Source organism: Pseudomonas sp. SWRI22, assembly GCF_014268395.2.
GTDB lineage: Bacteria > Pseudomonadota > Gammaproteobacteria > Pseudomonadales > Pseudomonadaceae > Aquipseudomonas > Aquipseudomonas paracarnis.
The window spans coordinates 890,954-903,605 of the sequence record NZ_JABWQK020000002.1 but is presented as its reverse complement, the minus strand read 5'-3'; the positions used below and the strand labels follow the sequence as shown (position 1 = coordinate 903,605).

Genomic DNA, 12,652 nt, shown 5'->3' with positions numbered 1-12,652 from the left:
CTACGCCTGCGTCAGAATCCGCCGGCTTGTGCGCTGGGGTAGCCGTCTCTAAGGTGGCTCGGTCGCTGAATTGTTCAGTGATTCGGGTTTAGTAGCCTGAAGGTTAATCCAGACAACGTGCACAAGCTTCACCGATCAGACATTGCGTCTGTGTTTGATGGTGGCTGTGCGCAGGGCACCTTCGGGTGCGCCGGCTTTGTTTGGATTCCCCGGTCTACTAACCTGCGCACAGCCGCCACCCTTATGTTTAGTAGCTAAAGGATGATGGCCCTAAACAGGAATTCAAACATGCTCAAATCAGATTCAAGTGCTCTCTTCAACGTTGCCCCCAACGCCAGCAACGAAACCCTCATCACCAACAGCTACGAAACCTTCACCAGCGTCAGCACCCTGCTGCTCGATCTGTCCGAAGACCTCAACGGCAAACACCGCGACATCGCCCTCGCCATCCACCAACTAAGCGAACTGGGCGTACTCCTCACCGCCAGACTCCTTGACCGCGAAGCACCCTGCCCTGGCTGATGATCATCTCGTCAACTCGTTAGCCTGATGACTCGTCGCGTCGTTGTAAGTCACATACAACGACTCGGCAATTTGGCGCTTGATGGCATTGGGGGATTCAGCCTCGGCACAAAGCCCTCTGCGATGACGAGAGCGGCGACTGCTTTCGGCCCAGAGTGTGTAAATATTTAGCAGGAACGTGCGGCACTGAGGTAAAGCTAGTCTGTAGATGTCAAACCGAAGGGATGCCCTCGAATGACGGGATCTGCTAGAACCAGTGTTCGTGCATTTTCGAAAGAAATGCAGGGGTAATCGGCAGACTGGATGCTGAACCGATGACCGAGTCGATCCCGCACTTTGGACACAGAGCGGTACTATCTAGATCAACCCACTCAGTGATTTCTGAGGGCGAAAACACACTTAAACAGTAAAAACAGCCACAGTGATCGCTGGCTTCAATTTGAGTACGGTGATTTGTAGAAGATAGGTGCGCTGAAATCACATCCATGGGCAGGTCCTTAAGCTCCAAATTTACTAGCATTACTTTCTTGCATCAGAGTACATCAAGAGTCTTCCAACGTTGCTACGATTGCCCAAAGTGATAACGCAGGATTGCCTATGAAACGTTTCATCCAAGGTGACTATCGCGGACAAAGCACCCTGCTTTCCAAAACCTTGACGACTACGCCAGTGATACCAATCCGGTTCGCGTAGTCGACGTCTTTGTCGACGAGCGGGCCAGTTAGCGACGGTCTGACTTCGACCGTCGCTATGCATAGTCAAACCTCAGTCTGTTAGCCATCTCCAGGGCGTCATTGACCTCAATCCCCAGGTATCGAACAGTGCTCTCCAGCTTCGTATGGCCGAGCAACAACAACCGCCCGCAGGTTCTTCGTCCTTTGATAGATCAGTGATGCCTTCGTACGTCTCATTGTGTGTGTGCCATATATGGCTGGATCAAGGCCCACGGCTCACCCAGCCTTTGACGATACGAGCGTATTGACGAGTAGATAGATGGTCTGAAGTATGCAGCCGGCTAGGAAAAAGGTAGTCCTAGCTGCGTAGCTGGGCCCGATGTATCCAGGCCACGAGGGCAGATCGTGTTTAATCAGTGATCTTAAACTGCACAGGCCGCTGCGTTTTCTGCTGCATCACCATGGCTCGTGATGATAAGTGCTCGCCATGAGCAACATCGCGCACGTGGAGCTTGGTTAAGTCGCAGGCTCGAAGCTTGCTGTCGATGGCCAGATCGAAGAGAGCCAGATCTCGGGTTCTTTCCGCAATTTGAAGCCTTACTCGGATGGCCCAGATACCTCTCAGTCAGAGTGAGGTTTTCTGCCCGACCAGTCTTCCTTTGTACCAGGGCTGACGTCTGCAGGTAGCGATGATGTTCATGACAAGTCTTCCACGTGTGGAAGGATAAAGATGGCTAATCGGAGCAACGGTCGCTAACCGGCCAAAAGCGGTTTCTCAGTTTCTTTGCGAATCACGGGTGATTTAGTCACCGGTAGAGTTGAAAAAATTGTCCGCAGCGAGCCTGGAGGATACTTTAGAAAACCCGGTTATTTTAACTCTCGGGTTATGCAGCAATGATGATATTCGATATTTTGTTATAGCGCTCATAGAGCGGGTAATGATCGTCAGCTAAGGCGAAATTACAGGCTATGCATTCATCTCCTACAAGCCCCAATGACAAAAGCTACCATTAAAGTAGCTTCTGCCAGCGCCAACCTATTTTTTTGAGGACTTGCTAGGTTTTAAGTCGGGTTTATTTCCCGGCGTGTCTTTGTTATCACGGCGACGCTGATCAAGTTCACCGGTTGACTTAGCAACTGGCTTTGGGCCTGGTTTAAGAGCCATAAAACTTCTCCTTCATATTAATATTTATTTTGGTTGTTGCAGAATCAGCTTATTGGTTCTGATGAATACTTTCAATAGACATAAGACGCTTAATTTTAGCTACGTGAAAAATTGAATTAGCTTTGGCAGCATATACTTGTTATCTAAAGATAGACCAGTTTGTTGATTTACGCCCATTGGTGCGACATTGCAGGTAGCACAGCACGCCCAGAGTCATTCGAGCATCGCCTAGGGCGCGGTGGGCGCCGACCTCCGGCCCCGCATTCGCTGGTGGCCTTGATCAGCATGATCCAGCGCCATTGCAAGCCCTGGCGCCCTTCTATCCATTCACCATTCCATGAGGCATACAGCGACATTGCGCAGGCGGTAGTCAGCTGGGGGGGGGGTAGTTAGTCCGTGGCGCCGGCGGGTCAGCGACAATCGGCGCCTATCTAAGGAGACGCTGTAAGCCACGACCATTTACCCTGCAGCGATAGCCGCATATTGCTCAGCCACCTCTGGCCCGGTCAATGCGGAGGCCATCATGTCGTCGGTGATATATAAGTTCATGTGAAATCGTGCACGGCCTGAGACAACCAGACCAAGGCCTCCTGACATAGGGACCGAAAAGGGGACCAAAAGGGGACAGATTTATTTTTTCCTAAATAAATCTGTCCCCTTTTCCGAATTTACCCGAGGACTTGAGTCAAACGGTAGATGCGTCGGTGAGCGGGATGATCGCGGGGTGGAAGGCTTTTGGGATGGTGGTTCTGGGTCGCTAACGGTCACGTGCAAGTGACCGCTAATGATCGATAACTGCCATTCCGCGTTAGGCAGCAATCGGCCAAAAGCGGTCACTACCCAAACCACAGTCTCAAAGCTCCGCCAAATAGCGATATGGCGCGTCGCATTTAAGAAGCAAGTCAAACACCCACTGCCCGCAAGAATTGCAGCAACAATTTCTGTGCGAAAACGCCAGCCCCGCCTGTATTCGCGCAGCACACAGACTCCGAGACCTTGGGTTGATTTTGCGCACGAGGTAAGCTCGTAACCGTCGTCTGGTTAACTAGCCCCAGTGGCAACCATCTGGTAGTAGCTAAGGTAAATTTGCCCGGTCTGCGCAGCATGTCTTTTTTTCCGGAGCAGCAAGCTTACAAAGTCGATCCGCTCTTCCAAGATGGCCATCAAGTCACCTCCATCAACCAGCAATATCGAGGCCCCTCCGGCCTGATGTGCGGCAACACCTTCTGAAGAGAAGCCGTTGATGGAGAGGAATATCCCCAAGGTGTTTTCCAGCTTGGTTCTCACCTTATCGGTAAAGATGGCAAGGTCAGCCTTGTTGACTGGCTCTTTTTGCCACTTGGCTTCGAACAGATACTCGGTTCCCTCCAAGGAAAAAGCCCCGTCGATCTGTTCACCGAGGTTCTTAAACGAGGCTTTAGGGTCAAGGTCGAAAAGTTCGAACACCTCATACATTACGCGCTCCAGTTCGAAGCCTCGGGCCTGTGCACTATCAGAGCCAATCAGTGCAAGATAACGAGTATTGATCGCTTGGAGCTTCTGCCGTACGGCAGCGTTTTCGCGAAGCTTCTTCGCAGCGCTTTCCTGCCTGCGCCTGATTTCATCGTGCTCTTTTCTGACGTCTTGGTGCGGTTCAACTAACGATTTGAGTTGGTTGACGGCACTTTTGGCTTTTACCACCTTCTGGGCACCATCTTCCAAGCGCTGGAGGTGTGAAAAGTCAGTCAGCTTGCAAAGCTCGTAACAAATCTTTGTCAAATCACCGAGATGGGTGTCGGGATTCGCACACAAAAAGTCAACAACGTCCGAGGCGATTTGGCGTTTGTAATTTTCCCAGTTAAAACGTGGGAGGATGGCTGGAGTGGAGAGACAAAGCTGTAAAAAACCGCGCAGCTCAGATTTATACCAGTATACCGAGCACAGGGCTTCTTTGAGCGCCATGACTCCTGCGGGGGAAAGCTGCTTGGCCATGTATTCACCAGATATGTAGGTCATATGCGCCTCCCACGGCGGCGGTAACCCCGTGTGCGGCATCTACCAGAGTAGCTGAACGCGGTTAGTTATAGCAGCTAATTCAGATAATCACCCCTAGCACTACCGCGCTCGGATCAGGCCTATGAAGTAATATGCTCACAGCATCTGACTTAAGTTTGCTAGGTCGAATCCACGGCCCTTACACGATAGGAAATTAATCCATGGACGTTTTTGAAAAAAGCACAAGTGAACAGTGGCTATATGCGAATGCACCGGGGTTTAAAGAGCTACCTGATCAAGATCGCCGGGCCATTTTCGACTTCTCCGTTCTCTGGAGCCTTTTCGAAGCGCAGGTCATGGACAACTTTGCTCAGGCGCGAACCATCTCAGATCGGGTCAACGGCTGGGTCGCTGAAAACAGGATTCACCCTAAGGTGTATGAAGAATCACTGGCTTACTTCAGGAACCGTTACTCCGTGAATGGTGAAACAACAGATCACTATGATTACCTCAACCTTCGTAGAACGGACTATCCCGATTTGGTAAGCCGCGTCATCAATGGGAAAAGTGACGATCCCGGCGATAGCATGTTATGCATCCTGATGATTGTCTGGCGGCTTAGAAATAACCTTTTCCACGGATCAAAGTGGGCATACCAAATTCGTGGTCAGCTAGAAAATTTCACGCACGCCAACGCTGTCCTGATGAAAATACTGGAGCAGTACGGACGGGTCTGACACCACTAGCCCATAGGCTAGGTTCATGGCTTGGTCAAATCGTCCAAGATGCGCGGGAGTGCTCACTAAAGGTGCTGCATACTACAGACCGCTTTGGGCCGAATAGCGACGGTCACTCAAGCTTTCACTATTCGAGCGTATTACCTGATCGATAGGTGTCCTGAATCGTGCGGCCGGATTGGAAACAAGAAATCTTCACTTCTAAGGTGAGCCCGACGCAGCCAAGTCTCTAGAGCTATTCGGGTTTGCTCAGTGATTTCAAATTGCACTGGATGTTGGCGGAAAAGGGGACACGGAAAAGGGGACAGGTTTATTTTCCCTAGACATGAATCCGCCCCTTTTCCGTCATGAGCCGGGTAACACAATAGATCTACGTTTCCCGGCGGCATTTACCCCTGTTCCCAATGAACGTACGGGATAGTGCAGCCGTCGTCTGCACGACATGGCTCATTGAAAGGATTTTTGCCAACGGCTAGCGCGTTGGTGCCGAAGCCTAAAGCCAGCAAAGCAGAAAAAAGAACGATATGTAGTTTCATGAGGTTCTCCTTGAGCGACATTGCTCGCCTTAAGCATAGTACGTGCTAGGCGGCAGATCGCCCGCTCACACAGCGCTAAAACCCGATTCAGATTTTTCCTACACTCCGTCGAGTTGATCGCGAAGCAGGGCGAAAGCCGCGTCGATTTTCTTTTCAGCCAGGGCGAAAAGGGACATTTCCTAGAAATAAATCCGGCCCCTTTTCCACTGAGAAGTAGTAACAATGCAAAAACATGCCGTCTTCCATCGACGAATGCCGTCTGGTTACCAACTACGCCGCAGATATCGATACTCGCCCGACGCCGCAAGACGGATGAAGTCCTGATTACTAAATCGGCCTTCGGCTTTGCTGCCAGATGTGAGGGGTAGCGCCATTAACTCTCATTGAATCAGCCCTGCTGAGGATCCAGGACTGATATCCACCGAGAAGATAATCCAACTTACTGGTCGTATCCTTTGATAAAAATCGAATCAGGTACGCTTTGACCAACGAATGTTTTGTTTCGATTATTGCTCAGCTCACGAATCGCGGTCTTTCTAACCTGTTTAAAAAGTGCCGAGAAGGTTGCCCACTTAGATTGTTTTATGCACGCGTCAGAGACTCGCTGATCCATGCAAGCCGTTGAGATGATCAAACAGCGCCAAAACTCATCCGGCGTGGCAGCAAGAGACATATCTCTTATCCATTTTTTTGCCCATTCGCCCGTTTCGTGTGCGATCTTGGCTTTTTTCGCAGCGTCTCCAGTGATTCCTTTGTTATCCAAGTGGCTTTCGATTACGGCCAGCCACTCTTTTGAATGCTTAGAAAAACCAGCTACAGTGATCGCGAAGGACTGATCCAAAGTAGATGAACTGCACGCTTTGTCCTGAACGAATGCCTCAATAAATTTCGCTGCGCCAAACCGTTCGGCCGCGGCAACCTCTTGGGCGAGGACCTCATCGCTCCCCGCGGTTAAGAGTCGCTCCTCCCAGAAAAAATTAAATGCCAGTGAAGGGGTACTAGACCAGATTGCCTGATGCTCAAGGGTCAAGCCGTCAACCAGTTCCAAAGTGACAAAGAACTGGGTTAGCAGGGCTCTTTCGAACAACGCTATCGCCCTCTCGGGCATATCACTCGACACCAGATTGGCGACTGAGAAAGCCAGGTTTTTTAGCCAGCTAAATTCGGCATCACTTGCCTGTTCCAGTATGCCAAGCATGGTCGGCAGCAACGTGGGCTCCGCAAGATTCAGCAATCTCAAGTCTTCGATCGTCACACGCTCCGTAAACAGCAGTGCGTTAGTCCCCTTCAGCTTCGCGAAAAAGTCATCGGAGATTGCGCGAAGGAGATCTTGCTTTGCATAAAAGTCTTCATGAGAGCCAAGCAATTCAGCGAATGTATCTGGGGGGGCAAAGCGACTATTCTGACGCTCAGGTTCATCAATGGAGAGCATAGGATAAGGTGCTGAATCCGATGGTGTGAGCGTGAGCTGCAAGGCTGGCGCTGAGATGTTCCGAATCTCCTCAATCGCCAGCTGTAGTCGTTGTAGAAAATGGCTGGCCAAAGGTACCAACATCTCAGCGCCGACACGCGCAGAGCAATAAAACCAAGTTTCTGGATGGGTCCTATTCATCAGCTCATGGACAGTCAGCTCATTCTTTTTGCACGCGTCCGCAAGCAGAATGGCGCCATACCAGCCCTCTTTAGTAGTCTGAGTATCTAAAGTACGCCCGGACCAACCGCTATGGGCATGGGCATCTCTGATCGTTTTTAAGTCCCCCTGGCTAGCCAACTCTAACGCGAACGCCCTGCCCCTTAACGGTATTGAGTGGTAACAACGAAGTAATAATGACTCAAGCTCATCCGTTATGGGTGTACCACCGTAACGAGTAGTTGCGAGAACTGCATAAGTTTGCATCTCGTCGCCATCATCCAGCGCTAACTGAAGGGCACTGATGATCGCATCAGTGGGTTGCGGCTTCAGCATAGGAATAATGTTGAGCAGGAAATCCGTTCCGAACGCTGGACTAAGCATGCATTCAAGCTGTTCCGATGCCGTTAATTCGGGTGCCAAGTACATGAGTAAAAACATTCTCTGAACGTTTTGCTCCCGACTGACAAGCGTAGCTACTACATCATCTTCGCCTTCACTCAATCGTGCGAGCAGCCGAAGGGCAATGTCACGCGTCATGAGAGGGCCTAACTTCGAACCATTTAGTATCAATTGACGTAACGGTATTGAGGTTCGAGTGAGAAGACCTGAAAGGACCGTGCGAGCCTTCTCAATTGCTTGTTCAGGGGTAAAACGACAGGCTACAGGGAGAAACTCTTCAAATTGGTGATCCTTCACGCTGGACGTCATAGACTGAAAGATGGTGTCGGGGTCGATTGCGCTGAAGCTTTCTAGCCCACGGTCCAGATCGTCTGGTTGAAACGCTTTCGGGTCTGCAACGCGTGAGTGCCGCCATTTACCGAGTGCTGGTGTTGCTAGGTGCAGTATGTCTTCACGTAATAAGTTGGAGATCTCCGCAGCTTCCCGCGCAGCAGTTTCGTCTCCAGTAGCAAATAACATACGTACGACAGTCCATTGCCCACCTTTCGAAGTCTCGGTTGATCTCAGCGGTTCTATCGCCTTCAGAAAAGCATTCATCGTCGCCGCACGATCCAATCGGTTGAAAGTTGTCAAATGGTAAAATGCCCGGCGAGCGTTCGAAACATCTGTATCCATCGAGAGGCCGAGGCCGAAGAAGATAAAGCTCTCAGCAAACTCTGCAAGTGATCGGCCAGACAACAACCGAAGTGCGAGACCGTAAATATCGTCTAACTGACCTGTAACCGCGGTCATTTTCTGCACGAGGTTTTTTTCAAAAAGAGACAGGGAAGAAATAATCTCTTGAATCTCAACCGTTCTCTTCTGTAAACGCTCGGCTCTTTCCTCGTCCGATTGGCTTGGGTATCTACTCACCTGATCAAGTGCATCTTTGTTGTAGTAGCATAACCAGCTACGAACAGCATTTTGGGCTATTGGCCATCCCTCATTTGAAGCTGCAATTGAGAATGACGCATGAACGAACCAATCGTGATTAAGTCTTCGTCTTGACTCAAGTGTGAAAACACCTAGCGATTCAAATAGTGCTTTTGGTTGTTTTTTGACGATCTCGGCGTACTCCTCGAACCGTTGATCATCGACATTCTGCAGGGTAGAAAATGCGTCGAGCAGAACTGCGAAAATAGACTGGTTGAAGCGAACCGAGTCGTAAGCGCAGATCATTAGGGTGGCAAACACGACATCAACTGTTCGATCCATCGCGTAAATTGGATCGATCAAGCAAGTCATTCGCTGAGTTAGGTCGTGTCCAGCACGTTGCGCCTGCCACAGTTGGTCAACAAGTGTATAACCGAGTGCGAGGGTTAGTCCTTCCTCACGCAGCTCATAATTATTTCCTGGACCAATTAGTGTCCGAAAAAAGCGTGTTTCGATCACAGCTGTAGAGTCGTCTTCAAAATTATGCGGAGGTTCATTTCGCGAGTCCCTGATACGCTCCAATACTTTTTTTGCGTGGTCACTCAGACGGTTCGTAAGCTCATCCCAGGTTTCTGGCTCAAAGCTTTCCCGCTGAGAGGCTCGCAAGTGCTCAAAGAGAACTCTGTCTTTTGTCAACCCTTTCCAGGCGACAGAACTCGTGTGAGGCAATGTCGCAATAGCGACCCCAAGTAGCCGTGGATTTAGAAGTATTTGGCGCGTTGAGTCATCAAGCCAGTCAAGGCTAATGCCGTAATTTGTAAGTAGTTGATCACGCTCCTCTAATGACCACTCAGGTATCTCGACCAGGTTTGGTTTAAAACTTATGCCATGGGAGACAACTCTATCCCAAAATTGCGGGCGGACAGTCACAAGCAGTCGCCCGCCGATGGCTAACAGTCTTTCCTTCAGACCGTTAAGAATTCGATCCCATCGTTGACTTCGCCGCTGATTGATACCATCGACGACCACCAACAGTGAAAGCGCTGGTGGCTGACGCTTCCAAGCAGCAAGTCGGTGGCGCCACCTCAATTTCACCGTTTCATCCGCGACGTCACCAGTCTGACTTATCAGCAGTTCAACGATAAAATCGTCTAAGTCTTTAACAGCGACTTCATCGAATTGCTCGGCACTTGAAAAAAGTGCGAGGCCTTCATAATCACAGCAAATTTGCGCCGCTAGCCACGACTTACCATGCCCCTCCCCGCCAGTTAAGACGATGACCTGATCATTTTGTAGATAGTCCTTAATCTGCTGCCGCAGGGCTTCTCGTAGTGACGGCGAGTCCAAGTGTGCGACTACCAATGCCTGCCCCAACCGGTCGCGCGCAATGTGTTCGGAGCCAAACGACACAATGCGCCATGACTTGTTCAGCTCGGTCGAGCGTGCCGTTGCTAGCGTAGAAACATTCAAACTCGACTTGAGTCTTTCCAGCAACGAGTGAAACTCAGGATGATTACTGATGGCTTCGAATATTTGAGCAAGCTCTTGGCAATTGGGCTTTGGATTGCAATGCATCATTAAGAAGTCTTCTGCCGCATTAGCGGTGGCTACAGTGGCGACAGCCAATAGAGGTAATGGACCAGCCCAATCGAGTATGAGAGTAGAAATCGCGTTTTTATCGCCGTCTTCTTGCAACGCCTTCGCTAATTGCGTGCCAATTTCACTGGTGGCGGCAAGCACCCAAAGACGGTCTGCCGCCTCGCTTACACGTGATAAGTCTGCGATTTTTGTTACAACAGTTTCTCTAGAAACCCTACCTGAATAACGCTTTGCTTCGAAGCACACAGCATCATTTTGGAATGCCGAATCGCCATCCAGGCCACCTTGAAGCCCACTTGTGGCCAATCTAAAAGGAATATTCGTCATTGTAGTAAGAACTACCCTGACAAATCCTTCAAAACCCATCGCACCGGCTGCATCAAGCGATAGCAATAGGTCCTTAAGATATTCGAGCTGCTTCATCGTTAATTTTTCAGGCGACATTATTCAAATCCCCCTTTATTTGGAGGACTCAACAGCGTCCTGCTCGCAGAATGGCTCAACCCTAAGACGTTGCGAGAGAATGCGGATTGGTGAGTGTCCACTGGCATTGCGACTTCCTTCCTTGGGTCAGTTACTCTATTTAATTCCTTGAAACTACCATGATGGACGCTTCACGCGCGTCGCTTATTCACTCAACAAAAAACGCCTCATTACCGCAGCCATGGACTGGCTTGCACTACCCCTTCAACTCTGCGGCTCGATTGCTCGCCGCGTCGTCATACGCCACATACAGCGACTCTGCGATTTGGCTTTTGATCGCCTTGGTGGCCTCCAGCCCCAGCACAAAACCCTCGGCTTTACCGCCAGCACGGTTGAGTTCTTCATGGGTGGAGGCGCCAGTAATAGCGTCAAGCAGCTTGGCGGCGTGGGGGCCGACGCCTTTGGGGAGGGAGATCTGGTCGATGGACATTATCGCTACCTTGAAAAATTGAGTTCGGGAGCGAGTGGAACCACTGCCGGGGCTGGCATGGTAGACCTGTTTGCCATGAAAGGGGTCGCTTTACGCGCAGCGGCGCTATTCTTTGCGGCTACGCAGTCAGATTGGGGCATTGGTAAATCTGGAGGGGCTTATGGAGTATTGCGTTGAAGGCTACTGCCTTCGGCCATTGTCGTGCGACGATTTCGAGAGGATCAGCCGTTACGAACGCGTCAATCGCAGGCATCTGCAACCCTGGGAGCCGCTCAGGGACGAGGAATATTTCACCACGGGCAACGCAAAGGCCAGGGTCGAGCAGCAGGTCAACAATATGCACGCTGGCAACGCTCTGTGTTTCCTCTTGCTTGAACCCGAGAGCGGAGAGGTCCTAGCGCGGTGTAACTACACGAACATTGTGAGGGGCGTTTTTCAGGCCTGTCATCTCGGCTTCTCGCTGGCGGAATCTGCCCAGGGTCGCGGCCTGATGAAAAGAACGCTTCAGGTCACTAATCAACACTGCTTTGAGCAGTTGGGTCTTCATCGGATCATGGCCAATCATTTACCCCGCAATGTGCGAAGTGAACGCCTTCTGGAGTCGCTGGGGTTTGAGAATGAAGGACATGCGCGAGCCTATCTGAAAATCGCTGGCATCTGGGAGGACCATACGTTGAGATCGTTGATCAACCCTGAACAATAAGCGCGGCCACTGCCGCCGACCGGTCCTCGACGACAGCCGCAGGCTGCGCCGATCAAGCCTGGGTGCTGCCCCCCTGGGCGGCACGCCGCTCCAACATCGCCCGCTCAGTCTCTTGCGTCGCGCGCTCGCCGTTGGAAGACAATTGGTTTATGAAAAACTGGTTCCTGCCCGCTTTAATATCCGACGGGTCATGCGTTCTGAACAAGGGCGCCAGATCAATAGTGCTGGCGAAGTTTTCATTGGTCAGGCTGTAGTAGCCCAGGGTACTTCCCGACCAGGGTGAGCCTGCGTCTACCATGTCGATGGCGGCGTTGCGGTAGGCCACGGCTGTGGCCTTCAGCTCAACGGATTGATTGAGCAGAACCGTCAGCCTCTCGGTCGCCTCACGGCTGAGCTGGCCAGCCGTATCGAGCACTTTCAGCCGGCCGTCAGCCTCAACGGTAAAACCGTACCCGGTGCTGGCCAGGTCGGGCGCAGTGGCTGCCAGGTTCGCTTCGAATGTCTGGAAGGAAGCTTTCAGCGCACTTTGCGCGCCATTGAACAGGTCGACGAAGCGAGGAAAGTGCGGCGATTCGGAGCGACCGACCCAGGTATCAACGGCCTCCGGGGCTTGTGCCGTGGTTGTCGCCGCTTCACTGGGATGGTAAATGGCCGCGGGGCCGGCGTTTGCCAGGGCTTGCTTGGCGGGGTCCGTCGACGCCTGGGGTACGAGCTTCTGCTCAGAAGGCGTGAGGTTGAGATTGGCCGGTGGAATATAGGCAGGGCTAACGGAAAGTGCCATTTAATCGGTCCTTGATTAGCGGGTTCATACGGGTTATCGACCATAAACGCGTCAGCTTTAGACCGTCACGGGAGCAAGCTCCCTCGCCACAGCTTTTGATCGTT

General features: G+C 51.3%; 8 protein-coding genes and 3 pseudogenes. 4 read left to right on the top strand and 7 right to left on the bottom strand.

The window, feature by feature from the left end:
• Positions 1–288 precede the first annotated feature (288 nt).
• Both HU730_RS21465 and HU730_RS26840 read left to right on the top strand, forming a co-directional pair.
• Positions 289–522: a DUF6124 family protein gene (locus HU730_RS21465; protein ID WP_034136022.1), complete on the top strand. Its 234-nt coding sequence runs from the start codon at positions 289–291 to the stop codon at positions 520–522.
• Between the two features lie 597 nt (positions 523–1,119).
• Positions 1,120–1,235: pseudogene (locus HU730_RS26840) on the top strand (hypothetical protein); the annotation flags it as partial.
• 35 nt (positions 1,236–1,270) lie between these two features.
• Here the strand turns inward: HU730_RS26840 and HU730_RS26835 are convergent.
• Both HU730_RS26835 and HU730_RS21460 read right to left on the bottom strand, forming a co-directional pair.
• Positions 1,271–1,821: pseudogene (locus HU730_RS26835) on the bottom strand (tyrosine-type recombinase/integrase).
• A 1,581-nt stretch (positions 1,822–3,402) separates the two neighbouring features.
• On the bottom strand, positions 3,403–4,356 hold the full coding sequence (locus HU730_RS21460) for a restriction endonuclease (RefSeq protein WP_202883913.1): 954 nt from the start codon (positions 4,354–4,356) through the stop codon (positions 3,403–3,405).
• 200 nt (positions 4,357–4,556) lie between these two features.
• Between HU730_RS21460 and HU730_RS21455 the strand changes: the two genes are divergently transcribed.
• Positions 4,557–5,072: a hypothetical protein gene (locus tag HU730_RS21455; RefSeq protein ID WP_186527505.1), complete on the top strand. Its 516-nt coding sequence runs from the start codon at positions 4,557–4,559 to the stop codon at positions 5,070–5,072.
• 143 nt (positions 5,073–5,215) lie between these two features.
• Here HU730_RS21455 and HU730_RS26830 read toward each other — a convergent pair.
• The 4 genes and pseudogenes from HU730_RS26830 to HU730_RS21440 form a co-directional block, all read right to left on the bottom strand.
• A pseudogene (locus HU730_RS26830) lies at positions 5,216–5,350 on the bottom strand (integrase); the annotation flags it as partial.
• 111 nt (positions 5,351–5,461) lie between these two features.
• A complete protein-coding gene (locus HU730_RS21450) occupies positions 5,462–5,608 on the bottom strand; it encodes a hypothetical protein (protein ID WP_186527504.1) in 147 nt (48 codons plus the stop codon).
• Positions 5,609–6,047: 439 nt separating this feature from the next.
• Positions 6,048–10,595, bottom strand: a complete 4,548-nt coding sequence (locus HU730_RS21445) for a hypothetical protein (protein WP_186527503.1) — start codon at positions 10,593–10,595, stop codon at positions 6,048–6,050.
• 235 nt (positions 10,596–10,830) lie between these two features.
• On the bottom strand, positions 10,831–11,064 hold the full coding sequence (locus HU730_RS21440) for a hypothetical protein (protein ID WP_032896099.1): 234 nt from the start codon (positions 11,062–11,064) through the stop codon (positions 10,831–10,833).
• A gap of 160 nt (positions 11,065–11,224) precedes the next feature.
• Here HU730_RS21440 and HU730_RS21435 point away from each other — a divergent pair, with 160 nt between their 5' ends.
• Positions 11,225–11,767 carry a GNAT family N-acetyltransferase gene (locus HU730_RS21435; RefSeq protein WP_186527502.1) on the top strand — a complete coding sequence of 181 codons (543 nt, stop codon included), beginning with the start codon at positions 11,225–11,227 and terminating at the stop codon, positions 11,765–11,767.
• A gap of 52 nt (positions 11,768–11,819) precedes the next feature.
• On the opposite strand, the gene HU730_RS21430 is transcribed toward HU730_RS21435, so the two are convergent.
• Positions 11,820–12,548: a hypothetical protein gene (locus tag HU730_RS21430; protein ID WP_127881986.1), complete on the bottom strand. Its 729-nt coding sequence runs from the start codon at positions 12,546–12,548 to the stop codon at positions 11,820–11,822.
• Positions 12,549–12,652: the final 104 nt, after the last annotated feature.

What these genes read in the sequence shown, in the direction of transcription:
- HU730_RS21465 (WP_034136022.1), top strand. Translation starts at nt 289, where the DNA reads ATGCTCAAATCAGATTCAAGTGCTCTCTTCAACGTTGCCCCCAACGCC.
- HU730_RS21460 (WP_202883913.1), bottom strand. Translation starts at nt 4,356, where the DNA reads ATGACCTACATATCTGGTGAATACATGGCCAAGCAGCTTTCCCCCGCA.
- HU730_RS21455 (WP_186527505.1), top strand. Translation starts at nt 4,557, where the DNA reads ATGGACGTTTTTGAAAAAAGCACAAGTGAACAGTGGCTATATGCGAAT.
- HU730_RS21450 (WP_186527504.1), bottom strand. Translation starts at nt 5,608, where the DNA reads ATGAAACTACATATCGTTCTTTTTTCTGCTTTGCTGGCTTTAGGCTTC.
- HU730_RS21445 (WP_186527503.1), bottom strand. Translation starts at nt 10,595, where the DNA reads ATGTCGCCTGAAAAATTAACGATGAAGCAGCTCGAATATCTTAAGGAC.
- HU730_RS21440 (WP_032896099.1), bottom strand. Translation starts at nt 11,064, where the DNA reads ATGTCCATCGACCAGATCTCCCTCCCCAAAGGCGTCGGCCCCCACGCC.
- HU730_RS21435 (WP_186527502.1), top strand. Translation starts at nt 11,225, where the DNA reads ATGGAGTATTGCGTTGAAGGCTACTGCCTTCGGCCATTGTCGTGCGAC.
- HU730_RS21430 (WP_127881986.1), bottom strand. Translation starts at nt 12,548, where the DNA reads ATGGCACTTTCCGTTAGCCCTGCCTATATTCCACCGGCCAATCTCAAC.